General features: G+C 71.8%; 20 protein-coding genes and 1 riboswitch. Of the genes, 9 read left to right on the top strand and 11 right to left on the bottom strand.

Features of this window, described 5'->3' with window-relative positions; all coding sequences use genetic code 11:
- Nucleotides 1-19 precede the first annotated feature (19 nt).
- Both ACTIE5_RS10740 and ACTIE5_RS10735 read right to left on the bottom strand, forming a co-directional pair.
- Nucleotides 20-2,086, bottom strand: coding sequence for a methyl-accepting chemotaxis protein (locus tag ACTIE5_RS10740; protein ID WP_439549695.1), 2,067 nt, complete (start codon nt 2,084-2,086; stop codon nt 20-22).
- Between the two features lie 86 nt (nt 2,087-2,172).
- The gene (locus ACTIE5_RS10735; protein WP_439549694.1) at nt 2,173-4,242 is read right to left on the bottom strand and encodes a methyl-accepting chemotaxis protein; all 2,070 of its coding nucleotides are present in this window, start codon (nt 4,240-4,242) and stop codon (nt 2,173-2,175) included.
- 280 nt (nt 4,243-4,522) lie between these two features.
- Here ACTIE5_RS10735 and ACTIE5_RS10730 point away from each other — a divergent pair, with 280 nt between their 5' ends.
- Both ACTIE5_RS10730 and ACTIE5_RS10725 read left to right on the top strand, forming a co-directional pair.
- The gene (locus tag ACTIE5_RS10730) at nt 4,523-5,680 is read left to right on the top strand and encodes a DegT/DnrJ/EryC1/StrS family aminotransferase (RefSeq protein WP_439549693.1); all 1,158 of its coding nucleotides are present in this window, start codon (nt 4,523-4,525) and stop codon (nt 5,678-5,680) included.
- A 168-nt stretch (nt 5,681-5,848) separates the two neighbouring features.
- The gene (locus ACTIE5_RS10725) at nt 5,849-6,574 is read left to right on the top strand and encodes a DUF1194 domain-containing protein (protein ID WP_439549692.1); all 726 of its coding nucleotides are present in this window, start codon (nt 5,849-5,851) and stop codon (nt 6,572-6,574) included.
- A gap of 69 nt (nt 6,575-6,643) precedes the next feature.
- Here ACTIE5_RS10725 and ACTIE5_RS10720 read toward each other — a convergent pair whose 3' ends face one another.
- Nucleotides 6,644-7,057, bottom strand: a complete 414-nt coding sequence (locus tag ACTIE5_RS10720) for a DUF3775 domain-containing protein (RefSeq protein WP_439549691.1) — start codon at nt 7,055-7,057, stop codon at nt 6,644-6,646.
- 154 nt (nt 7,058-7,211) lie between these two features.
- On the opposite strand from ACTIE5_RS10720, the gene ACTIE5_RS10715 reads away from it, so the two are divergent.
- Complete coding sequence (locus ACTIE5_RS10715) at nt 7,212-7,469, top strand: hypothetical protein (protein WP_439549690.1); 258 nt, start codon at nt 7,212-7,214, stop codon at nt 7,467-7,469.
- 4 nt (nt 7,470-7,473) lie between these two features.
- Here the strand turns inward: ACTIE5_RS10715 and ACTIE5_RS10710 are convergent, their stop codons facing one another.
- From ACTIE5_RS10710 to ACTIE5_RS10690, 5 genes are all read right to left on the bottom strand, one after another.
- Nucleotides 7,474-8,295 carry an aldo/keto reductase gene (locus ACTIE5_RS10710; RefSeq protein ID WP_439549689.1) on the bottom strand — a complete coding sequence of 274 codons (822 nt, stop codon included), beginning with the start codon at nt 8,293-8,295 and terminating at the stop codon, nt 7,474-7,476.
- 14 nt (nt 8,296-8,309) lie between these two features.
- Nucleotides 8,310-9,344, bottom strand: coding sequence for a WD40 repeat domain-containing protein (locus tag ACTIE5_RS10705; protein ID WP_439549688.1), 1,035 nt, complete (start codon nt 9,342-9,344; stop codon nt 8,310-8,312).
- A gap of 73 nt (nt 9,345-9,417) precedes the next feature.
- Complete coding sequence (locus ACTIE5_RS10700; RefSeq protein WP_439549687.1) at nt 9,418-10,413, bottom strand: CobW family GTP-binding protein; 996 nt, start codon at nt 10,411-10,413, stop codon at nt 9,418-9,420.
- 112 nt (nt 10,414-10,525) lie between these two features.
- On the bottom strand, nt 10,526-11,830 hold the full coding sequence (locus tag ACTIE5_RS10695; protein ID WP_439549686.1) for an ATP-binding protein: 1,305 nt from the start codon (nt 11,828-11,830) through the stop codon (nt 10,526-10,528).
- A 68-nt stretch (nt 11,831-11,898) separates the two neighbouring features.
- Nucleotides 11,899-13,227, bottom strand: a complete 1,329-nt coding sequence (locus ACTIE5_RS10690) for an aspartate aminotransferase family protein (RefSeq protein ID WP_439549685.1) — start codon at nt 13,225-13,227, stop codon at nt 11,899-11,901.
- 99 nt (nt 13,228-13,326) lie between these two features.
- Between ACTIE5_RS10690 and tsaB the strand changes: the two genes are divergently transcribed.
- Both tsaB and ACTIE5_RS10680 read left to right on the top strand, forming a co-directional pair.
- Complete coding sequence (gene tsaB, locus ACTIE5_RS10685) at nt 13,327-13,980, top strand: tRNA (adenosine(37)-N6)-threonylcarbamoyltransferase complex dimerization subunit type 1 TsaB (RefSeq protein WP_439549684.1); 654 nt, start codon at nt 13,327-13,329, stop codon at nt 13,978-13,980.
- Nucleotides 13,977-14,405 carry a GNAT family N-acetyltransferase gene (locus tag ACTIE5_RS10680; RefSeq protein ID WP_439549683.1) on the top strand — a complete coding sequence of 143 codons (429 nt, stop codon included), beginning with the start codon at nt 13,977-13,979 and terminating at the stop codon, nt 14,403-14,405. Before tsaB ends, ACTIE5_RS10680 begins: the two co-directional genes overlap by 4 nt.
- A gap of 6 nt (nt 14,406-14,411) precedes the next feature.
- Here the strand turns inward: ACTIE5_RS10680 and ACTIE5_RS10675 are convergent, their stop codons facing one another.
- Nucleotides 14,412-14,666, bottom strand: coding sequence for a sulfurtransferase TusA family protein (locus tag ACTIE5_RS10675; RefSeq protein ID WP_439549759.1), 255 nt, complete (start codon nt 14,664-14,666; stop codon nt 14,412-14,414).
- A 155-nt stretch (nt 14,667-14,821) separates the two neighbouring features.
- Here ACTIE5_RS10675 and ACTIE5_RS10670 point away from each other — a divergent pair, with 155 nt between their 5' ends.
- The 3 genes from ACTIE5_RS10670 to ACTIE5_RS10660 all read left to right on the top strand — a co-directional run bounded on the left by ACTIE5_RS10670 (nt 14,822) and on the right by ACTIE5_RS10660 (nt 16,731).
- Complete coding sequence (locus tag ACTIE5_RS10670) at nt 14,822-15,283, top strand: MucR family transcriptional regulator (protein WP_439549682.1); 462 nt, start codon at nt 14,822-14,824, stop codon at nt 15,281-15,283.
- 98 nt (nt 15,284-15,381) lie between these two features.
- A complete protein-coding gene (locus ACTIE5_RS10665) occupies nt 15,382-15,867 on the top strand; it encodes a Fur family transcriptional regulator (protein WP_439549681.1) in 486 nt (161 codons plus the stop codon).
- A gap of 6 nt (nt 15,868-15,873) precedes the next feature.
- Nucleotides 15,874-16,731 (top strand): GNAT family N-acetyltransferase, encoded by an 858-nt coding sequence (locus ACTIE5_RS10660; protein WP_439549680.1) that lies wholly within the window; start codon nt 15,874-15,876, stop codon nt 16,729-16,731.
- On the opposite strand, the gene ACTIE5_RS10655 is transcribed toward ACTIE5_RS10660, so the two are convergent.
- The gene (locus ACTIE5_RS10655; RefSeq protein ID WP_439549679.1) at nt 16,732-17,895 is read right to left on the bottom strand and encodes an MFS transporter; all 1,164 of its coding nucleotides are present in this window, start codon (nt 17,893-17,895) and stop codon (nt 16,732-16,734) included. It abuts the gene before it with no gap.
- A gap of 7 nt (nt 17,896-17,902) precedes the next feature.
- On the bottom strand, nt 17,903-19,021 hold the full coding sequence (locus ACTIE5_RS10650; RefSeq protein ID WP_439549678.1) for a THUMP domain-containing class I SAM-dependent RNA methyltransferase: 1,119 nt from the start codon (nt 19,019-19,021) through the stop codon (nt 17,903-17,905).
- Nucleotides 19,022-19,122: 101 nt separating this feature from the next.
- Nucleotides 19,123-19,360: riboswitch (cobalamin riboswitch) on the top strand.
- Nucleotides 19,361-19,423: 63 nt separating this feature from the next.
- Here ACTIE5_RS10650 and metE point away from each other — a divergent pair.
- The gene (metE, locus tag ACTIE5_RS10645) at nt 19,424-21,739 is read left to right on the top strand and encodes a 5-methyltetrahydropteroyltriglutamate--homocysteine S-methyltransferase (protein ID WP_439549677.1); all 2,316 of its coding nucleotides are present in this window, start codon (nt 19,424-19,426) and stop codon (nt 21,737-21,739) included.
- Nucleotides 21,740-21,764 lie beyond the last annotated feature (25 nt).

The following is a 21,764-nucleotide window of genomic DNA, read 5'->3' as shown; positions in this document are numbered from 1 at the left end:
CGGGGCGGCCCCGGGCAGTTCACGCCGCGCGGATCGCCACCAGGAACCCGTCCACCTTTCCGCGCAGCCCTTCCGCCTGCTGCGCCAGTTCGGCGGAGGCGCTGCGCACATCCGCCGCCGCGCTGCCCGTGCGCTGCGCATCGGCGCTGACGCCGGCGGCGTGGTCAGAGGCCTGGCGCGTGCCGGATGCCGCCTGCGCCACCGCCACGCCGATCTCCTGCGTCGCCTGTGCCTGCTGCGCGGCGGTTTCCGCCACCTGCGCGGTGGCGGCGTTCAGCGTCTCGATCGTCCGCGCGATGGCCTGCACCACCTCCACCGTCCGCCCCGTCTCCGTCTGCATCGCCGCGATCTGGGCGCCGATCTCCTCCGTGGCCTTCGCGGTCTGCGCGGCCAGGGTCTTCACCTCGGACGCCACCACCGCGAAGCCCTTGCCGGCCTCCCCGGCCCGGGCCGCCTCGATCGTCGCATTCAGCGCCAGCAGGTTGGTCTGGCCGGCGATGTCGCCGATCAGCCGCACCACGTCGCCGATCCGCGATGCGGCCTCCGACAGGCCGCGCACCGTCGCATCCGTGCGCTCCGCCGCCGCCGTCGCCTCCCGCGCCGCGCCCGCGCTCTGCTCGATCTGGCGCACGACCTCGGCGATGGAGGCCGAGAGTTCCTCCGTCGCCGCCGCCACGCTGCCGACATTGGCGCTGGCCATGGCGGTGCTGTCCGCCACCGCCGCGGCACGGGCGGAACCGTCCTTCGCCGTCGCCGCCATGCCGGTCGCCGTCGCGTCGAGTTCCGTCGCGGCGGAGGCAACGGCGCGCAGCACGCCGGCCGTCTCCTCCCCGAACTCCGCCAGCAGCGCATCGACGCGCTTCGCCCGCGCGGCCTGCGCCTCCCGCTCCGCGGCCTGCGCGGCTTCCAGCGCGTTCCGCTCGGCGGAGGCCGCGCGCAGCTGGTCCACCGCCTGCGCCACATCGCCCAACTCGTCGCGCCGCGCGCTGCCGGGCACCTCCAGCGTCAGCTCCCCGCCGCCGATCCGCCGCACCACGCGCGCCAGGTCGCCGAGCGGGGAGACCAGGCGCCGCAGCAGCAGCACCAGCGCGGCGCCCATCACCAGCAGCGTGGCGAGTGCCATGGCGCCGATGATCGCCAGATCCTGCCAGCCCTGCGCGACCATGGCCTCGCCCTGCGCGATCGCTTCCTCCAGCGCCGCGTCGCGCACGCCGACAAGCTGCGTCAGCGCGCCGGTGGAAAAGCGGCGATGCGCCGTGGGGTCGTTCGGCCAGGCTTCCGTGCCGCCGGCCTGCCGCAGGCCGCCGATACGGACCAGGTTGCGGAAGCCGGGCTCCCCGGTCACCAGGTAGCCCTGGCGGATGGAGCTTTCATGCGCCCGCGCCAGGGTGGCGGAACCGCTCGCCTCCACCAGCCGCTCCAGCGTCGCCAGGATCTCCTCCACCCGGCCGGTCAGCTGCTGCGCGGTGGCCAGCGCCTCCGGCGTGATGGTGCCGCCGCCGACCCAGCCATTCAGCAGCAGGCCGCGCCGGCCCGCGATGTCCCGCAGCTGTCCGCCCTGCATCGCGGTTTCCAGCAGCGGCGCCAGCGCCGGTGCCAGGCGGGACAATTCGCGCGCCCCTTGCCGCGCCATGCCGCTCAGCCGGTTGCCATGGTCGTTGCGCACCTGGGCCAGGTCCCGCACCACGCCGGCATCCCGGGCCGCCGGCGGCTGCGATGCCGCGGCCAGCGTGCGTTCGGTCAGCGCCGTCATCGCCCGCAGCGCGTCGCGTGCCGGCGCGGGGTCCAGCCCCACCGCGCGCGCATTTGCCTCCGCCGCGGACAGCAGCCGCTGCATCTCCTCCTGTCCCGCGCGCAGATCGGCCAGGTCCGGCTGCGCCACCACCATGGCCGTGCTGATGCGCGCGGATTGCAGCGCGAAGGCGGTCTGGCCCCGCAGGACGTCGCTGATCAGGCGCGTGGAGATCACCACCCGTTCGGTCTGCCGCACCTCCCGCCAGGCTTCGCGGGCCTGCCAGGCCAGGGCGACCAGCCCGGGCAGGGCGACCAGGGTGAAGCACAGCAGCAGCAATTGTCGAACGCGCATCCTGATCGTTCCTCGTCCAGGCCCGCCGGGGGCCGCATGCATTCCAGGAAGTCGGGCCAGGAAGTCGGGCCAGGAAGTCGGGCGGGCTATGCCGCGCGGATGGCGCCCAGGAACTGGTCCACGCGCCCGCGCAGCCCTTCCGCCTGGCGCGCCAGGTCGGCCGATGCGGCGCGCACTTCCGCCGCCGATTGCCCGGTCTGTTCCGCGCCCTGGCTGACGCCCGTCGCGTGGTGCGATGCCTCCTGCGTGCCCTGCGCCGCCGCCGCCGCCGCGCGGCCGATCTCCTGCGTCGCCTCCGCCTGCTGCGATGCCGCTTCCGCCACCTGCGCCGTGTTGCGGTTCAGGGCCTCGATCGTGCCGGCGATGGCGCGCACCACCTCCACCGTCCGCCCCGTCTCCGTCTGCATCGCCGCGATCTGCGCGCCGATCTCCTCCGTCGCCTTCGCCGTCTGCGCCGCCAGCGCCTTCACCTCCTGCGCCACCACCGCGAAGCCCTTGCCCGCATCGCCCGCCCGCGCTGCCTCGATCGTGGCATTGAGCGCCAGCAGGTTCGTCTGCCCCGCGATGTCGCCGATCAGCTTCACCACGTCGCCGATCCGCGATGCCGCTTCCGACAGCCCGCGCACCGTTACATCCGTCCGCTCCGCCGCCGCCGTCGCTTCCTGCGCGGTCGCGGCGCTGACCTGCACCTGGCGCATCACCTCGCTGATCGAGGCCGAGAGCTCCTCCGTCGCCGCCGCCACGCTGCCGACGCTGCCGGATGCCTCCGCCGAGGATCGCGCCACCGCGCTCGCGCGCTGCGTCCCATCCGCCGCCGTCGCCGCCATGCTCGTTGCCGTCGCGTCCAGCTCCGTCGCCGCGGAGGCCACGCTCCGCAGCACATCCGCCGTCTCGGCCTCGAACTCCTCCAGCAGCGTGTCGATGCGCTGGGCGCGTTCCAGCTGTGCCGCCTGCTCGGCTTTCTGCGCGGCTTCCAGCGCCTCCCGCTCCAGCGACGCCAGCCGCAGCTGGTCCACCGCCCGCGCCATCTCCCCCAGTTCGTCCGGCCGGTCCCGCGCCGGCACCGCCAGGGTCAGCTCACCCTCGCCAATCCGCCGCACCGTGCCCGTCAACTGGCCAAGCGGCGCCACCATGCCCCGCAGCAGCAGCAGCAGCGCCGCCGCCATCACCGCGCCCGTCACGACCATCCCGGCGATCGAGATCGCCAGCTGCATCCGGGCAGACGCATCATCCGCCGTCGCGCGTTCCACCGCTTCGTCCAGCGCCGCGTCCCGCATGCCAAGCAGCTGCGCCAGGGTCTGGATGGTGTAGCGGGAATAGGTCGCGGCATCCTGCGGCCAGGGCGTTTCCGCCGTGGCCGGCTGCAGGCGCAGGCGCGCCACCCGCATGAAGCTGCGCCAATAGGGATCGGCTTCCTGCCCGAACAGGCGCTTCAGCTCCGCCTGCGCGCGCACCAGGCGCGGCGCCCCGGAGGCTTCCACCAGCCGCTCGATATTCGCCATCGCGTCCGTCAGCCGGCCGCTCAGCTCCACCAAGCCTTCCAGGGCTTCCGCCTGGATCGGCGCGCCGCCAACCCAGGGGGAGACGCCGAGGGCCCGCCGCCCCGCCACTTCCCGCAGCGTCATGGCATGCAGCGCCACCTCGATGAAGGGCGCCACCGCCGGCGCGGTGGTGGTGATGACCCGTGCCGCATCGCCGCCGACCGCGTTCAGCCGGGTGCTGAGGTCGGTCCGCTTGGCCAGCACATCCGCCAGCAGGGCGGGATCGCGCGCCGGCACCGGCTGCGCGGCCGCCGCCGTCACCCGGCGCATCAGATCCTCCAGCGTGGCGGTGGCCTCCCGCACCACCGCGGCGTCGGTGCCCGCGGCCGCCATGCTGCGCGAAGCGGCCGCCAGCCCCTGCATCGCGGCTTCGTGCGTCTGGCGAATCCCGGCCAGGTCCGGCGTCGGCGCGCGCAGCGCCACGGTCAGGTTGCCGGTCTGCACCGCGAAGCTGGATTGCGCCCGGCCGATATCGCTGAACACCTGCGTCGCCCGGATGGCGCGTTCGGCCCGGGCGGAGTCCTGCCAGGCGTCGCTGGCGAACCAGGCCGACAGCGCCAGCCCGGGTGCGGCGATGGCGATGAACCCGAGCAGGAAACGGGATTGGATGCGCATCTTGGACCTTGCACCGAGGAATTCCGGCGCAGGATAGAACGGGCAACCTTGCGGCTCGCTTAACCAGCCGCCGGATACCGGGCCGGGCCGGAGCCCGGCATCACGCCGCGCGGATGGCGCCCAGGAACTGGTCCACGCGCCCGCGCAGCCCTTCCGCCTGGCGCGCCAGATCGGCCGATGCGGCGCGCCCATGCGCCGCCCCGGCAACGCCCCGAAACCCCCGGTGATTTGGCCGACGCGGCACCGCGGGGCTATGGGTGCCCGGCAGACCGGATGACGGATGACCATGACCACCCTCCCCCCCATCGCCCTGTTCGACATGAAGGCCCAGCAGGCCCTGATCCGGGCGGAGATCGACCGCCGCCTGGCCTCGGTCCTCGACAGCGGCCGCTTCATCAACGGGCCGGAGGTGCAGGAGCTGGAGCAGAGGCTGGCCGAATTCGCGGGCTGCGCCCATGCCGTTGGCGTCTCCTCCGGCACCGATGCGCTGCAGATCGCCATGATGGGGGCGGGCATCGGCCGCGGCGACGCCGTCTTCCTGCCCGCCTTCACTTACACGGCGACGGCGGAGGTTCCCCTCGTGCTCGGTGCCACGCCCATCTTCGTGGACGTCCATCCCGGCACCTACAACATCGACATCGATGACCTGAAGCGCCGCATCGCGCTGGTGGAAAGCCAGGGCCGCCTGCGCCCCGCCGCCATCGTTGGCGTGGACCTCTTCGGCCTGCCGGCGGATTGGCCGGCGATCGAGGCGCTGTGCGCGGAGAAGGGGATGTTCGCCCTCGATGACGCCGCCCAGGCCTTCGGCGCGGGGCTGCATGGCAAGCGGCTCGGCCGCTGGGGGCATGCCGCGGCGCTCAGCTTCTATCCCACCAAGACGCTGGGCTGCTACGGCGATGGCGGCGCGCTGCTGACCGATGACGCGGACCGCGCGGAGCTGTGGCGCAGCCTGCGTACGCACGGAGAGGGCAAGACCCGCTACGAGGTGGAGCGCACCGGCATGAACGGCCGGCTCGATACCATGCAGGCCGCGATCCTGCTGCCGAAGCTGGGGCTGCTGGAGGCCGAACTGGCGTCCCGCACCCGCACCGCCACCGCCTACAACCAGGGCCTGGCCGGCAAGGTGCAGACCCCCGTCACCACGGAAGGGGCGGACCACGCCTGGGGCCTCTATTCCATCCTGCTGGAGGATGAGGCCGCCCGCGCGCGGGTCCAGGATGCCTGCAAGGCCGCCGGCGTGCCGACCGCCATCTACTATCCGAAGTCGCTGCACCGGCAGCCCGCCTACGCGCAGGCCCATGCCGAGGGCATCAGCAACGCGCCGGAACTGCCGGTGGCCGAAATGCTCTGCCGGCGCATCATGTCGCTGCCGATGCATCCCTACCTGACGGAGGCGGAGGTCGCGCGCGTGGTCGCCGCCGTTAGCGGCGCGGTCTGATATCCGCCGTTGGCGGCGCGGTCTGATATCCGCCGTTGGCGGCGCGGTCTGATATCCGCCGTTGGCGGCGCGGTCTGAACCTTCCCAGCGCCAAAATCTTTATTGAGGCTTGAACCGGCACGCCGCGTTGCTGTTGCATGACGGGACCAACTGACGCGGAGGCCACCGATGCGCCGCAGGTCCCTGATTGCCGCCGCAGGCGCGGCCACGCTCAGTCGCATCGGCCCCGCTTGGGCGGATGAACCAGTCGATGTCGCCCTCGTCCTCGCCGTCGATGTCAGCCGCTCGGTCGATGAGGATGAGGCCCGGCTGCAACGCGAAGGCTACCGCGCCGCCATCACCGACCCCAAGGTGGTGGAAGCCATCCGCGGCGGCATGCTGGGCTCCGTCGCCCTCTGCTACATCGAATGGGCCGGCATCGAATACCAGCGCACCGTCATCCCCTGGACCCGCATCGGCAGCCAGGCCGATGCCGATGGCTGGGCCGGCACGCTGGAACGGGCCCCGCGCGCCTCCCTCTCCTGGACCTCCGTCTCCGGCGCCATCGAGGCATCGCGCCGCGCCATCGGCGAATGCCCGCACGAGGCGACGCGCAAGGTCATCGACGTCTCCGGCGACGGGGTGAACAATTCCGGCCCGCCGGCGGAGGTGGCCCGCGACCGCGCCGTGGCGGACGGCATCACCATCAACGGCCTGCCCATCCTGAACGACCGCCCGACCTTCGGCCGCGCACCGCCCGTGCCACTCGACATCTACTACAGGGACAGCGTCATCGGCGGGCAGGGCGCCTTCATGATCGCGGCCGAGGATTTCGAGGCCTTCGGGAACGCGGTGCGACGCAAGCTGATCCGGGAGATCGCGGGACTGCCGGGACCGCCAATGAACTATGCCTGACCGTGGGGAAGGCGTTGCCTTCCCCACACCCCATCCACCAGGGCCGAACCGGCCCTGGACCGTCTCGAGTCAGCGTTCGATTTCTTCCAGGCTCAGGCCGAAGGCCGCGACGCCCTCGCTCAACAAATCGCCCAGATTGTCGATGCCCAGCAAGTAGTCGGCGGCATCGCGGCCATCATTGCGTTCCGCGGCCAGGCCCACCGCCTCATCCCACTCGGCCGCCTCGTAATCGCCGCGGCCGACCCAGCACAGCCCGATCAGCGCCGCCTGCTCGTCATCGTTCAGCTCGGTGATGTAGGCGCGGAGCGTATCCTCCGTGACATCATCCGGGCCGGCCACGTCGGTGTCGTCGCCACCATCATCGGCCGCCGCACCCAACTCCGCCTCCTCATCCCCCTGCACGGCCCGGGCCTGGTCCACGATGGTCGCGACCTTTTCCAGGCTGATGCCCAGATCGATCTCGTCGTCGGATGCTGCCGCCATGGAATTCCCCTCCTGCCTGGGCGCCCATTACAAAGCAGCGCGACGTCACAGTTCCAGACGGGGGGCAAAAAAATACGTCCGCAACGCCTCGGCGCATCCCCGCGTTGCGCCCCGACAAGCCCCGGAAACCCCACGGGCAAGCGGAGGTCCCGCCATGCGCGCCTGGCCGATCCTTGTCCTGACCCTGGCATCAGCCTTGCCCGCCGCGGCGGAGACCCTGCCGATGGAGCCCCTGCCGGAGATCGCGCAGATGCGCGGCCCCGGCTTCGGCTGCGCCGCCCCCTTCCTGTTGCACGCCGCGGAGGAGGCACCCCGCCAGGTGGCGGTGGGGGAACCCCCGCCGCTGCGCCGCGCGATGCTCACCTGCCTGGCCACCCCGGGAAACCCGAAGCGGCCCCTGCACCGGACGTGACCGGCTACCCGTTCACCCAATCCGGCGCCATGCCGGGATTCACGTAGCGCCGGTCCTTCGGCAGCGCGGCGATCGCCGCCAGGTCATCGGCATCCAGCCTGACATCCAACGCCGCCATGTTCTCCGCCTGCCGCGCCGGGCTGGCCGCCTTCGGCACGGCGGAGACGCCCGGCATGGTCATCAGCCAGGCCAGCGCCACCTGCGCCGCCGTCACGCCATGCTTGCGCCCGATGGCCTGCAGCACGGGGTCGGACGGCGCATTGCCCTTGCCCAGCGGGGAATAGCTGGTCAGCACCATGCCATTCGCCGCGCAGATCGCGCGAAGCCGGGACTGGTCCAGCAGCGCATGGTGTTCCACCTGCAGGCAGGCGAGGCCCACACCCTCATCGATCGCCCGCTGCAACAGCCTGGGCGGGAAGTTGGACACGCCGATCGCCTTGGCCCGCCCCTCCGCCCGGATCGCCGCGAGCGCGCGCATCGCATCCGGCAGGTCGAGCTCCGGCGAGGGCCAGTGGATCAGGAACAGATCGACATAGGGCGTGGCCAGGCGCTGGAGGCTGGCATCGAAGGCGCGGCGGATCGCATCGCCCTTCGGCTTGTCGTTCCAGACCTTGGTGGTCAGGAAGATGTCGCCCCGCGCCACACCGGATTGCGCGATGCCGGCGCCGACCGCTTCCTCATTCCCGTACATCTCGGCCGTGTCGATGTGGCGGTAGCCCATGCCGATGGCGGAGATCACGGCCGCCGTGCAGTCATCCCCCTTCATCGGCCAGGTGCCGAGGCCGAGGCGCGGCATGCGCAGATGCGCCGTCTCCAGGATTTCCATGGGCTCGCTTCCCTCTACCGCTTCGACAGATCGACCACGCCGCAGAGCCCGGCTTCCGTCCCGAAGGCGAGGTGCGTCCCCGCGGCATTCCAGGCCAGGGTGGAAACGGCGCTGCCCTTCGGCGGCGCCACCGGCACCACCTTGCCGCTGGCCACTTCCGCCATCAGCACCAGCCCATCCCCGAAGCCGGCCGCCACCACCTCATGCTGCGGATGGCAGGCGACGGCGCTGCAAAGCACCTCGTCGCCGCCGGCGAGTTCGGTCGGCGCCTTGCCCATCGGCCCGCCACCGAAGAAGGGCCAGAGCACCACGCTTTCCGCCCCGCTCGTCGCCAGCCAGCGGCCGCGGGAGGAGAAGTGGATGCTCCGCGTCTTTCCGGGATAGCCGGACATGCGCATGTGCTGCCCATCCGCCAGGCGCCAGCCATGCAGCGCCGGTTCCTGCATCGCGGTCACGACATGGGTGCCATCCGGGCTGAACAGGATGCCGTGATGGCTGCCCTTCCATTCCAGGACCTTGGGCTTGTCCTCCTTGGACGCCACGAACCACAGCGACGCGCCGCCGTAATGGCTGGCGGCGATCCGCTTGCCCTTGGCGTCGATCGCGATGCCGCCGACCGTCGTCGGATGCGCCAGCGCCTTCAGCTTCTGCCCCGCGCCATCCAGCACATGCACGGTCTTGCCGACGGAGGCCGCGCGCACGCCACCCTCATGCGCCGCGACGTGATCGACCCATTTGGACCCGAAGCTCGCGACCTCGTTCACCGTGCCATCAGGCAGCACCTGCACCAGCCTGCCGTCATCGCCGCCGGAGAGCACGCCGGCGCGGCAATCCGCGACGGCGGAGAGCACGGCGCCGTCATGCGCCTCCACCCGCTGCCATTCGCCGTCCTGGGCGCCGACCGGCATGACATGCACGGTGCCATCGGCCAGCGCGAAGGACAGGCTCCGCCCTTCCCGCCCGAACACAGCCGCCACGGCCCAGGCGCCGAGTTCGCGCGCCAGGCCACGGCTGGCCAGCAGGAAATCGGCTTCGGTCACTTCGGCCATCGGTCAGTCCCGCAGATGATGCCGCCCGCCTTCGTCGCGCGGGCGGCGCCTGTCAACCCAAGGTCAAGGCAGCTCAGGCCGGCACCTGGCACGCCTCGAAGCCGCGCCGCAGCTGCGGGCGGTTCAGGTTGCGGCCGATGAAGACGATCTTCGACTTCCGTTCATCGCCATCCTTCACCGGGCCGATATAGTCGCCATCCGCGATCATGTGCACGGCCTGGAAGGCGAAGCGCCGGTCGTCATTGGCGTAGTAGAGGATGCCCTTGGTCCGCAGCAGGTCCTGGCCCTTGGACTGCAGCAATTCCCCGATCCATACGTTGAACTTCTCGGCGTCGATCGGGCGCGAGACCTGGAAGGACATCGAGTTCACCTCGCTGTCATGCTCATGGGTGTCCTCGCCGGAGAGGAATTCCGGCTCCCGCTCCAGGATCCGCGCCAGGTTGAAGGCGTCCCGCCCCACCACGCTGTCGATCGGCACGTCGGACTTCGTGCTGCGGCGGATCTCGGCATAGGGGTTGATGCCGCGGATCAGGCGCTCGACCTCCGTCGCCTCGTCCTCGCTCACCAGATCCATCTTGTTCAGCACGATGATGTCGGCGAAGGCGATCTGTTCCTGCGCCTCCGTGCTGTCCTTCAGCCGCGCGGGCAGGTGCTTGGCGTCCACCACGGTGACGATGGCGTCGAGCTTGGTGGCGCGCTTCACATCCTCATCCGCGAAGAAGGTCTGCGCGACGGGGGCGGGGTCGGCGAGCCCGGTCGTCTCCACGATGATGCCGTCGAACTTCCCTCGGCGCTTCATCAGCCCGCCGATGATGCGGATCAGGTCGCCGCGCACGGTGCAGCAGATGCAGCCATTGTTCATCTCGAACACTTCCTCGTCCGCATCGACGACGAGGTCGTTGTCCACGCCGAGTTCCCCGAACTCGTTGATCACCACCGCGTATTTCTTGCCGTGGTTCTCGCTCAGGATGCGGTTCAGCAGCGTGGTCTTGCCGGCGCCGAGGTAGCCGGTCAGCACGGTGACGGGCACAGGGGGGGGAACGGGGGCGGTGGTATCGGTGGCGCTCATGGATCGGGGGCCTCTCGGGGCAGTCAGTCGGGGTTGCGCCGTTATATGGGGATGCGGGACTGATTCCAGGCCCCAGGGCCCGCCAGGGCCCGGGGCCAAATGTCCAAGGGCCCTACAGCGGCGTCCCGCCGGCCCGCCTGGCCCGGTTGGCCAAGGCGCGGGTGATGACGGCAGTCAGGTCGGCGGCCGAGACGGGCTTCACCAGGAAGGCATCCATCCCCGCGGCCTCCGCCAGGGTGCGCACATCCTCCCCCCCCTGTGCCGTCACGGCGATCACGGGCAGGCGGCCTGCGGGGCCGGACAGGGCGCGCAGCCGCCGCGTCGCCTCCAGCCCATCCACATCGGGCATCTGCAGATCCATCAGCACGGCGGCATAGGGGCGGGACTGCACCAGGGTCAGCGCGGTCGCCGCATCGCCCGCTTCCTCATGCCCCCAGCCCGCGCGGTCCAGCACATGGCCGAGCAGCCGGCGGTTCACCGGCACGTCATCCACCACCAGCACCGGCGGTCCCGGCCGACGGGACGGGCTGGGGGGTGCGGGGGCGGGGGCGGCTTGTTCGGGCGGCACCACCTCCTCATCCGCCACCCGCGGCAGCGGCAGGGTCACGGTGAAGAGGCTGCCGCGCCCCGGCGCGCTGGTGACGGCGATGCCACCCCCCATCCGCGCCGCCAGATCCCGGCAGATGGAAAGCCCCAGCCCCGTTCCCTGTTCGCTGCGCTGGAAACGGTCGAACAGCGTCGCCATCCGGTCGGTGGCGATGCCCGCCCCGGTATCGCTGACCGAGAGTTGCAGCAGCCCCGCCGCCGTCTCCCGCGCCTCGATCCGCACCTCCCCACCCTCGGTGAAGCGGATGGCGTTGGCGGCCAAATTGGTCAGGATCTGGCGGATGCGCGCTGCATCGCCCCGCCAGGCCGGGTGCGTGCCCGTGGCGATGGCGACGGCCAGGCGGTTGCCATGCGCCGCCGCCCGGGCGCGGAGCAGCGCCACCACCTGGTCCATCGTCTCATCGATCCGGAAGGGATCGCTGGCCAGCGGCGCCTTCACCTCGCCCGGCACCTCGATCAGGTCCCGCAGCAGCAGCATCAGGTCTGATGCCGCCTGCCGCGCCGCCTGCGTATCCGCCCGCGCGGCGCGGGACAGGCCCGTGCCCCCCAGCACCAGGTCGAGCAGGCCGAGCACCCCGCCCAGCGGCGTCCGGATCTCATGCGCCGCGGTCGCCAGCATGTCGGCGTGCAGCTTGGCGGCGTGCTGTTCCGTCTCCGCCTTCGCCGCCGCGGCCCGGGAAGCGGCCTCCGTCTCCGCCCGCGCCACCTCGCCCCGCCACAGCACCGCCGCGACCAGCGCGACGCCCGCCAGGATGATGACGAGCGTCAGCAGAGGCCACTGCGCGCGCTCCGCCGGCAGATGGGACAGCACCGCCGCCCCCAGCACCCCGGCCAGCGCCAGGATGACGAGCAGCAGCGGCGCCAGGCGGCGGGGGCGTGTCAGGCTGGCACGGCCCGGATGGCGTCGGCCAGCGTGCCGAACAGCCGGTCGATATGCGGCTTTTCCACGATCAGCGGCGGCGAGAGTGCGACGATGTCGCCCGTCACGCGCGTCAGCACGCCCTTGTCGAAGCAGGTCTTGAAGACGTCCATGGCGCGCGCCGTCGGCTTGCCCGCCCGCGGCGCCAGTTCGATCCCCGCCACCAGGCCCATGTTGCGCACATCGATCACGCCGGGGACATCGCGCATGGAATGCGCCGCATCCTCGAAATAGGGCTCCATGGCGCGGGCCCGGCCGGGCAAATCCTCCGCCCGGTGCAGTTCCAGCGTCGCGATGGCGGCGGCGGCGGCCAGCGGATGGCCGGAATAGGTGTAGCCGTGGAACAGCTCGATCCCCGCCGGCACGCCGTTGACGATGGTGTCATAGACCTGGTTGCTGGTGGCGACCGCGCCCATCGGCACCGCGGCGTTGGTCAGCCCCTTCGCCATGGTCATGATGTCGGGCGTGACGCCCAGGCGTTCCGCGCCGAAATTCGCGCCGATGCGGCCGAAGCCGGTGATGACCTCATCGAAGATCAGCAGGATGCCGTGCTTCGTGCAAAGTTCCCGCAGCTTCTGCAGGTAGCCCTTCGGCGGTACCAGCACACCGGTGGACCCCGCCAGCGGTTCCACCATCACGGCCGCGATGGTGTCGCCATGCAGCGCCACCAGGTTTTCGAGCACCTCGGCCAGGTTCGCCCCGTTCTCCGGCTGGCCCTTGGCGAAAAGATTGCCCGGCACGCCATGGGTGTGCGGCAGGTGGTCCACATAGGGAAGCTGCGCGCCGAACTGCTTGCGGTTGCCGCCGATGCCGCCCACCGACATGCCGCCGAAGCCGACGCCGTGATAGCCGCGTTCCCGCCCGACCAGGCGCACCCGCTGGCTGTCGCCGCGCGCCTTGTGCCAGGCGAGCGCGATCTTCAGCGCGGTATCCGCGGCCTCCGACCCCGAATTCACGAAGAAGACGCGGTCCATCCCCTCCGGTGTCATCTCCGCCACGCGGGCGGCGGCTTCGAAGGCGATGGGGTGGCCCATCTGGAAGGTCGGCGCGAAATCCATGATCGCGGCCTGCTTCTGGATCGCTTCCACGATCTCCCGCCGCCCATGGCCGGCGTTGCAGCACCAGAGGCCGGCGGTGCCGTCCAGGATCTCCCGCCCCTCCGGCGTGAAGTAGGACATGCCTTCCGCCCGCGCCAACATGCGCGGCTTGTCCTTGAAGGACTTGTTGTCGGTATATGGCATCCAGAACGCGTCGAGGTTGTTCGGACGCGGGACGCTGATCTCGTTCATGGGGCGACGATCCTTCTGCGCGGCCACCAAAGCAAGCCGCCGATTGCGCTGCAAGGTCAACCGATGGACGGAACAAGATGCGCGCCTTACAGCAATGGCATGCGCCTGCTCGTCCTTGATGGTTCGCTGGCCCGCTGTTCCGCCGCCCTGCTGGTGGATGGCGCGCTGGCCGCCCATGCCTTCCACGCCGGCGCCCGCGGCCAGCCCACCGCCCTGCCGCCCCTGGCCGAGCAGGTGCTGGCGGGCGCCCGCCCCGATGCCGTCGCGGTGGTCGTCGGCCCCGGCGGCTTCACGGGGCTGCGCACCGCCATCGCGCTCGCCGAGGGCATCGCGCTGGCAACCGGGGCGCGCCTGGTCGGCGTCACGACCGGGGAGGCCCTGGCCGCTGCCCTGCCCGAGACGATCCGCGACACGCGCGCCGTCTGGGCCGCCATCGACACGAAGCGCGGCCGCTTCCTGCTGGAACGGCTGGAGGCCGGCGCCTGGCACGCCGCGACGCCGCCCGAGCCGATGGCGGAGCGCGACATCCCCGCGCCGAAGGGGCCGGTCGCGCTGGTCGGAGACGCCGCGCCCCTGGCCGCCGCCCGGCTGCTGGCGCGCGGCTTCGACGCGACGCTGACCGACAGCCGCCTGCCCGACGCCGCCGCCGCCGGCCTGGTCGCACTGCGCCGCCTGGCGGGCGATATCCCCTGGCGGGACGCGTTTCCCCTGTATGTCGAGCCCCCCGCCGTCCGCCCGCCGACCCTGAGATGACCCCCGCCGAAGCGCCGGAAGCCGCCCGCCTGCACGCCCTGGCCTTCCCCACTGCCGAGGCATGGGGCCCCGACGCCATCCGCCTGATGCTGGAGATGCCCGGCGCCTTCGGCGTGCTGCGCCCCGGCGCCGGCTTCATCCTGGCCCGCGTCGCGGCGGATGAGGCGGAAATCCTGACCCTCGCCGTGGTGCCGGAGGCCCGCCGGCAGGGCCTGGGCGGCGCCCTGCTGGCGGAGGCGATGGCCGGCGCGGTGGCGCGCGGGGCGGGGGCGATGTTTCTGGAAGTCAGCGACCGCAACGCGGCGGCGCGGGCGCTGTATGCGGCGGCGGGCTTCGCGGAGGTGGGGCGGCGGAAGCGCTACTATGGGGATGGGGCGGATGCGCTGGTATTGAGGCGGGGGCTGGAGCCGGGCTCGCGCGCCTGAGCCCCCTCACTTCCGCCTGACGAACACCTCCAGCACCCCCTCCCCCGCCTCCCGCATCCCCAGCACCCCATGCCCCTGCTCCGCCGCCGTGCGCGGCACGTTGCGGCGGGGCTCGTCCCCCTTCATCCGCACCAGCAGCACCTGGCCCGGCTGCATCCGGTCCAGCGCCAGGCGCGTGCGCACGAAGGTCATCGGGCAAGTCTCGGCAGTGATATCCAGGGCCACATCGTGACTCTGTTCTTGCAGTCCGGGGTGATTCATCACGAAACGGCCTTCCTGAACACCAAACGTCATTGCGAAACGGCGATTCACGGCAATATGGTGGTCCTGGCGCGTCGCGGCACCGGGCATGGCGCCCGTCCGCCGGGGAAATGATCGGGCATCAGCCGCCCGACGACGCGGGCAGGACACGATTCATGGCCGATACATTGGCGTATCCTGGGGCGAACCCCGATCTGCTCGGCCTGACGGCGGAAATCGTCTCGGCCCATGTCTCCAACAACTCCGTCGCCGTGGCGGATCTGCCAAGCCTGATCCAGGACGTCTACCGCACCCTCGCCGCCATCGGGCAGCCGGCGGCGGAGGCGCCTGAACGTCCCCAGCCCGCCGTGCCGGTCAAGAAGTCGATCACCCCGGAATACCTGATCTGCCTGGAGGACGGGAAGAAGCTCAAGATGCTGAAGCGGCATCTCAAGACCTCGTTCAACCTGACGCCAGACCAGTATCGCGAGAGGTGGAACCTGCCCTCGGACTATCCGATGGTGGCGCCCAACTACACCAAGCACCGATCCTCCCTCGCCAAGCGCATCGGCCTCGGCACCAAGCCGCGCGGCCGCATCCCCGGGCGCGGCCGCGCCACGCCGGCGCGGGAAGGCTGACCAGCCCCCGGGTGGTGGCCCCGCGCGGCAGGCGCTATTGATGCGCCCGCCCCGGCCGGGCTGACCCCCGGCCGCCCGCAGGACACCACGCCCCCCGCATGCAGAGCCACGATCGCCACGCCGAGACATCCCGCCCCGATCCCTCCCGGATCGAGCGTCTCTGCGTGGAACGCGGCCTGAAGATGACCGGGCAGCGCCGCCTCATCGCCCGCGTGCTGAGCGAGGCGGAGGACCATCCGGATGTCGAGGAACTCTACCGCCGCGCCGCCGCGCTCGATGACCGCATCTCCGTCGCCACGGTCTATCGCACCGTCCGGCTGCTGGAGGAGAAGGGCATCCTGGAACGCCGCGATTTCGGCGGCGGCCGCGCCCGCTACGACCCGACCGACCGCGGCCACCACCACCACCTGATCGACGTGGATACCGGCCGCGTCATCGAATTCGAGGATGCGGAGTTCGAGAAGGTGGCCCGCGCCATCGCCGAACGCCTCGGCTTCAGCCTGGTCGGCCAGCGGCTGGAACTCTTCGGCCGCAAGGGCGCCCCCGCCCCCGCCCCCCGTGGCCGCACCAAGCCCAAGGCCTGAAGCCCCATGAGTGTAGACGGCCCCCTGCCCGAGGATGCCCCCCTCCCGTCGGAACCCCCCCGCGCAGCCCCGCGGGCCGAGGGGTTCGAGGAGCTGCGCGCCGGCAATCTTGGCCTGCGCATCGCGGAGACGGCGGCGGAGATCGATGCCGCCCAGGCGCTGCGCTTCCAGGTCTTCTATGAGGAGATGGGCGCCAAGGCCGATGCCGCGACCATCGCCGCGCGCCGGGACCGCGATGGATTCGACGCGGTGGCGGACCATCTGCTGGTGCTGGACCATGACCTCGGCAACGGGCCGGAAGCGGTCATCGGCACCTACCGCCTGATCCGCCGCGCCGCCGCCGACCGGCTCGGCCGCTTCTATTCCGCCAGCGAATACGACATCGGCCCGCTGCTGGCCTTCCCGGGTGAGGTGCTGGAACTCGGCCGGTCCTGCGTCGCCGGCCCCTATCGCACGCGGGGCACGCTGCAATTGCTGTGGCGCGGCATCGCCGCCTTCGTCTTCCGCCACAAGATCGACCTGATGTTCGGCTGCGCCTCCCTGCCGGGGACGGACCAGGATGCCCTGGCGGCGCAGCTTTCCTACCTCCATGCCAACCACCTGGCGCCGCCCGCGCTGCGGCCCCGCGCCGTGCCCGACCGCTTCGTGGCGATGGACCGGATCCCGCCGGGCGGCCTCGACATGCGCGCCGCCATGGTGGCGCTGCCGCCTCTGGTGAAGGGCTATCTCCGGCTCGGCGGCTTCGTGGGGGATGGCGCGGTGATCGACCACCAGTTCAACACCACGGATGTCTGCATCGTGGTGAAGACGGACCTCATCACCGACAAGTATTACCGGCACTACGAACGCACCGCCGGCGGCTGATCACTTCCGCAGCACGAAGACGCCCACCACCAGCGTCACGCCCGCCAGCACCAGATAGGGCACCAGGTAGCCCCCGGTCAGCCCGATCAGGCCCCCGAAGATGGAAGGGCCGAAGACGGATCCCAGCGGCGTGATCACCATGAAGACGCCCATCGCCGCGCCGATCTGCGCCCGCGGCGCGGCCGTGGCCGCCGCCCCCTGTGCCACCCCCGCGAAGCCCGCAATGGTCATGCCGAGGCCCAGCGCCGCCGCCGCCGCGGCCGGCGCCCCCAGCCCCGCCCCCAGCGCGAGGCCCACGAAGCCGAGGCAGGAGGCGAAGGCGATGATGCGCAGCACCCGCGGCCCATCCCCCCGCCAGACCCGGTCCGCCAGCAGCCCCCACAGGATGCGCGCGATGGCGGAGACGACATGCGTCGCGCCGAAGATCAGCGCCGCCACCGCCGGGGACAGCCCCGCCGGCCCCACCAGGTACAGGACCAGATAGGCGTAGAAGGCCCCCTGCGCGGTGTTCAGCAGGAAGGTCGTCAGGCAGACCCGCATCAGCGCCCGGTTCCGCAGCACCGTGAGCAGCCCCACCACCACCGGCCCCCGCGCCACCGCGGGCGCCCCGCCCCCCGGCGTCACCACCGCCAGCACCGCCGCCAGCGCCGCCGCTACCGCGACCGCCCCGGCCGAGACTCGCCAGGCATCCGGCCCCGCCAGCCCCGCGATGATGGCCGCGATCAGCCCGCCCGCCGGCACGCCGGCCTGCTTCACGCTCATCATCGTGGACCGCCAATCCGGCGGGAACCAGGTGACGACGCCGACGCTCGTCGCCGGGTTCACCAGGGAATAGGCGATGCCCGCCAGGATCAGCAGCGACGCCGCCATGGTGCCCCCGGCGGAGACCGCGAAGAACCCCGCGCTGATGCTCACCCCGGCCATGGAGAGGGCGAGCGCGGCCCGGACGCCGATCCGGTCCACCAGCCACCCACCCGGCAGCGCCACCAGCGGCTGCGCGCCGTAATAGGCCGCGACCAGCAGCCCGAAACTGGCCGTATCCAGGCCGAGGTCCCGCTGGATGGCAGGCGCGAAGGCCATCACGCCCATGATGTTGATGGTGCCGACGCAATGCGCCGCGAACAGGAGGAAGAGGCGGACTCCCCCCGAAAGCCTTACCCCCACTGGGCCGCTACCCCAGCGGCGCCGTGCGGAACAGCGTGACGCGCATTCCCCCATGCGGCACGGGCGGGCCCGGGGCCACGAAGGGCAGCCGCGTCTCCCGTGCCAGCGCCGGCTCCGCCGCCACCAGGCCGACGCGCCAGCCGGCGAAGCGGCTCATCAGCACCTGGCCCAGCGCACGGTACAGGGGCCCCAGCGACTTGCGGTCCCCGATCCGGCTGCCATAGGGCGGATTGACGATGATAAGCCCCGGCGCGCCGTCCGGCCGCTGCAAATCGCTGATCGTCCCCTGCGCGAAACGCGTGCCGGCCGAAACGCCGGCGCGTTCGGCATTGGCGATGCTCATCGCGATGGCCCCCGCATCCCGGTCGAAGCCGAGGCAGGCCACGCCCTCCATCCCCGCCCGCGCCACGGCGCGCATCCGCGCCCAGGCCTCGGCGTCGAAGTTTTTCAGATTTTCGAAGGCGAAGTCGCGGGCACGGCCGGGGTTGAGGCGCGCGGCCATCTCGGCGCCCTCGATCACGAAGGTCCCGGCACCGCACATCGGGTCCAGCAGCGTCTCCGTGCCGTCATAGCCGCACTGCATCAGGAACAGCGCGGCCATCGTCTCCCGCATCGGGGCCGGGTTCACCGCCTGCTTGAAGCCACGCTTGTGCAGCAGATCGCCGGAGGTATCGACGCTGAGGGTGCAGAGGTCCTTTTCCATTCGCGCGCGGATCACCACCGGCGCGTCATCGGCCTCCCTCGCCCCCACACTCTCCCGGATCGCGGTCGCGACGCGCTGCGCGACGGCGCCGGAATGCCAGAGCTTGGACGCCGCGCAGGACGCCTCCACCCGGAAGGCCACGTCCTTCCGGAGAAGGCTGTTCCAGTCCACCGCGCGCGCCCGCTCATCCAGCTGCGCGAAATGTACCGCCCGGAACTGGTCGATCCGCGCCAGCACCTTGCTCGCCCCGCGCAGCCAGAGATTGGCGCGCCACACATCGGGCCAGCCGCCCGTGGTGACGACGCCGCCGGGGACCACCTTCGGCTGCCGGAACCCCTTTCTCGAGATCTCGGCGGCCAGCGTCTCCTCCAGCCCCGGTGGGGCCGCCAGGAAGATCTCAAACTTCTCTTCGACGCCGGTCATGGAAGGGTCTTTGTCGGGGACATGTCCCCGGGCTGTAACACCGGGGCGCGGGGGTGGCGATGGCGGCGCGGTGGCCCCCTTGAGCGCAACTTCGCATAAAGATATGTTGATATGGCGTTGGTCCCGCGCGAGCGGGTGAAAAGGGAAGTCCGTGCGGGCGGGGAAACCCCCCAAGTCGGACGCTGCCCCAGCAACTGTCGGCGGGAAGCCGCCGGCCCGATTCCTCCCTTCCCGAGGGAGGGGGGACGCCACTGCGCAAGCGGGAAGGCAGGGCCGGTGGCGAAGGGCGCAAGCCCGGCACCCGCGAGCCAGGAGACCTGCCCGCGCCGTGCACCCCGGAGACAAGGGGGCGCGCCACCCCCACGGCCGGGCTGGGTGCACCGGGCGACGGAGACGTTTGCGATGACCATCGCCGCCAATCTCGGCTACCCGCGTATCGGCCCCCGGCGCGAACTCAAGACCGCGCTGGAGGCCTTCTGGGCCGGCAGAACAGGGGAAGCAGACCTGCACGCCACCGCCGCCGCGCTGCGCGCCGGCGCCCGCGCCCTGCAACAGGGCAGCGGCATCAGCCATGTGCCCTCCGCCGATTTCGCGCTCTATGACCATGTGCTGGAAACCGCCTGCGCCTTCGGCCTGATCCCGCCGGGCTATGGCTGGGGGGGAGAGGGCCCGGCCTCGCTGGCCACCATCTTCGCCCTCGCCCGCGGGGCGCGCGGCAGCGTCGCCGAACGCGCCGCCGGCATCCCCGGCGATGCGGTGGCGCTGGAGATGACCAAGTGGTTCGACACCAACTACCACTACATGGTCCCGCGCCTGTCCGCCGCCACGCGCCCGCGCCTGGTGGACAACCGCTGGGCCCGCGCGCTGCGTGAGGGGATGCAGCACGGCGTCCGCACCCGCCCCGTGCTGCTCGGCCCCGTCTCCCTGCTGCTGCTCTCCAAGGCCGAGGACGGCACGCGGCCGCTGGACCTGCTGCCGGCGCTGCTGCCCGCCTATGCCGATGCGCTGCGTTTCCTGGCCGAGGCCGGCGCCACCTGGGTTCAGATCGATGAGCCCTGCCTGGTGACGGATCTGCCCGCCGGCGCGGCCGGGGCCTATCGCACCGCCTTCCGCGCCCTGGCCGATGCCGCGCCCGGCCTCGACCTGCTGCTGGCGACCTATTTCGAGGGGCTGCGCGACAACCTCCCCCTCGCCGCCTCCCTCCCCGTCGCCGGGCTGCATGTGGATCTGGTGCGCGCGCCGGCGCAGTTGCCGGCGGTGCTGGAGGCATGGAAGCGGGACCGGTGGCTCTCGCTCGGCCTGGTGGATGGGCGGAATGTCTGGCGCACGGATCTCCGCCAGGCGCTCGCGCAGGTGCAGCTGGCGCAGCAGGCGCGCCAGGGGCGGCGGCTGATGGTCGCGCCCTCCTGCTCCCTGCTCCATGTCCCGCACAGCCTGGCGATGGAAACGGCGCTGGACCCCGCGCTGGCACGGCGCCTCGCCTTCGCGAATGAGAAGCTGAAGGAGGTCGCGGCGCTCGCCCGCGCGGCGGATGAGGGGGAGAAGGCGGTCGGCGCCGCCTTCGCCGACAGCGACCGCGCGATCGCCGAGGCCCGCGCCGATGCCAGGCTGCACGACCCCGCCGTCGCCGCGCGCCTGGCCGCCGTGACGCCCGCCATGGAACACCGCGCCAGCCCCTACGCCACCCGCGCGGCGGCGCAGCAGGCACGCCTCAACCTGCCCGACCTGCCCGTGACCGCGATCGGGTCCTGGCCGCAGACAACGGAGGTCCGCAACCTGCGCGCCCGTCTCGCCCGCGGCGAGATCGACCAGGCGACCCATGACGAGGCGATGGAGGCCCTGACCCGCGACGCGGTGCGCTGGCAGGAGGAGATCGGCGTGGACGTGCCCGTCCATGGCGAGTTCGAGCGCAACGACATGGTGAAGTACTTCGCCGAACAGCTCGGCGGCTATGCCTTCACGAAGCATGGCTGGGTGCAGAGCTATGGCAGCCGCTGCGTGGCGCCGCCGATCATCTGGGCGGATGTCACGCGCCCCGCGCCGATGACGGTGCGCTGGTCCGCCTTCGCGCAATCCCTGACCGCGAAGCCGATGAAGGGGATGCTGACGGGGCCAGTGACGATGCTCCAATGGTCCTTCCCCCGCACCGACATCGCGCGGGACGTGGTGTGCCGGCAGATCGCGCTGGCGCTGCGCGACGAGGTCGCGGAGCTGGAGGCCGCCGGCATCCCCATCATCCAGGTCGATGAGCCCGCCTTCCGGGAGGGCCTGCCGCTGCGCCAGGCCGACCGCGCGGACTACCTGCGCTGGGCCGTGGCCTGCTTCCGCCTCTCCGCCAGCGCGGTGCGGGACGAGACGCAGATCCACACCCACATGTGCTACAGCGAGTTCAACGACATCATCGACAGCATCGCCGCGATGGATGCCGACGTGATCTCGATCGAGACCGCGCGCAGCGACATGGACCTGCTGGAGGCCTTCGCCGCCTTCGACTACCCGAACGCCATCGGCCCGGGGGTCTGGGACATCCATTCGCCCCGCGTGCCCGCGCCGGAGGAGATGGCGCGCCTCGCCCAGCGCGCGGCGCAACGCATCCCGCGCGGCCGGCTCTGGCTCAACCCGGATTGCGGCTGCAAGACGCGGGGCTGGGCGGAGGTGAAGCCAGCGATGGAGAACCTGGTCGCGGCCGCGCGGATGCTGCGGGCGGAAGCGGTGTAGGCCGCTTCCACTTCCGCACCATGGC

The organism is Falsiroseomonas sp. (assembly GCF_051859025.1).
Classification (GTDB): Bacteria; Pseudomonadota; Alphaproteobacteria; order Acetobacterales; family Acetobacteraceae; genus Falsiroseomonas.
The sequence above is the reverse complement of the archived record's forward strand: the minus strand, read 5'-3'. Positions and strand labels throughout refer to the sequence as shown.

Coding starts and splice junctions, on each gene's coding strand:
- ACTIE5_RS10740 (WP_439549695.1), bottom strand. CDS start 2,086: ATGCGCGTTCGACAATTGCTGCTGCTGTGCTTCACCCTGGTCGCCCTG.
- ACTIE5_RS10735 (WP_439549694.1), bottom strand. CDS start 4,242: ATGCGCATCCAATCCCGTTTCCTGCTCGGGTTCATCGCCATCGCCGCA.
- ACTIE5_RS10730 (WP_439549693.1), top strand. CDS start 4,523: ATGACCATGACCACCCTCCCCCCCATCGCCCTGTTCGACATGAAGGCC.
- ACTIE5_RS10725 (WP_439549692.1), top strand. CDS start 5,849: ATGCGCCGCAGGTCCCTGATTGCCGCCGCAGGCGCGGCCACGCTCAGT.
- ACTIE5_RS10720 (WP_439549691.1), bottom strand. CDS start 7,057: ATGGCGGCAGCATCCGACGACGAGATCGATCTGGGCATCAGCCTGGAA.
- ACTIE5_RS10715 (WP_439549690.1), top strand. CDS start 7,212: ATGCGCGCCTGGCCGATCCTTGTCCTGACCCTGGCATCAGCCTTGCCC.
- ACTIE5_RS10710 (WP_439549689.1), bottom strand. CDS start 8,295: ATGGAAATCCTGGAGACGGCGCATCTGCGCATGCCGCGCCTCGGCCTC.
- ACTIE5_RS10705 (WP_439549688.1), bottom strand. CDS start 9,344: ATGGCCGAAGTGACCGAAGCCGATTTCCTGCTGGCCAGCCGTGGCCTG.
- ACTIE5_RS10700 (WP_439549687.1), bottom strand. CDS start 10,413: ATGAGCGCCACCGATACCACCGCCCCCGTTCCCCCCCCTGTGCCCGTC.
- ACTIE5_RS10690 (WP_439549685.1), bottom strand. CDS start 13,227: ATGAACGAGATCAGCGTCCCGCGTCCGAACAACCTCGACGCGTTCTGG.
- tsaB (WP_439549684.1), top strand. CDS start 13,327: ATGCGCCTGCTCGTCCTTGATGGTTCGCTGGCCCGCTGTTCCGCCGCC.
- ACTIE5_RS10680 (WP_439549683.1), top strand. CDS start 13,977: ATGACCCCCGCCGAAGCGCCGGAAGCCGCCCGCCTGCACGCCCTGGCC.
- ACTIE5_RS10675 (WP_439549759.1), bottom strand. CDS start 14,666: ATGAATCACCCCGGACTGCAAGAACAGAGTCACGATGTGGCCCTGGAT.
- ACTIE5_RS10670 (WP_439549682.1), top strand. CDS start 14,822: ATGGCCGATACATTGGCGTATCCTGGGGCGAACCCCGATCTGCTCGGC.
- ACTIE5_RS10665 (WP_439549681.1), top strand. CDS start 15,382: ATGCAGAGCCACGATCGCCACGCCGAGACATCCCGCCCCGATCCCTCC.
- ACTIE5_RS10660 (WP_439549680.1), top strand. CDS start 15,874: ATGAGTGTAGACGGCCCCCTGCCCGAGGATGCCCCCCTCCCGTCGGAA.
- ACTIE5_RS10650 (WP_439549678.1), bottom strand. CDS start 19,021: ATGACCGGCGTCGAAGAGAAGTTTGAGATCTTCCTGGCGGCCCCACCG.
- metE (WP_439549677.1), top strand. CDS start 19,424: ATGACCATCGCCGCCAATCTCGGCTACCCGCGTATCGGCCCCCGGCGC.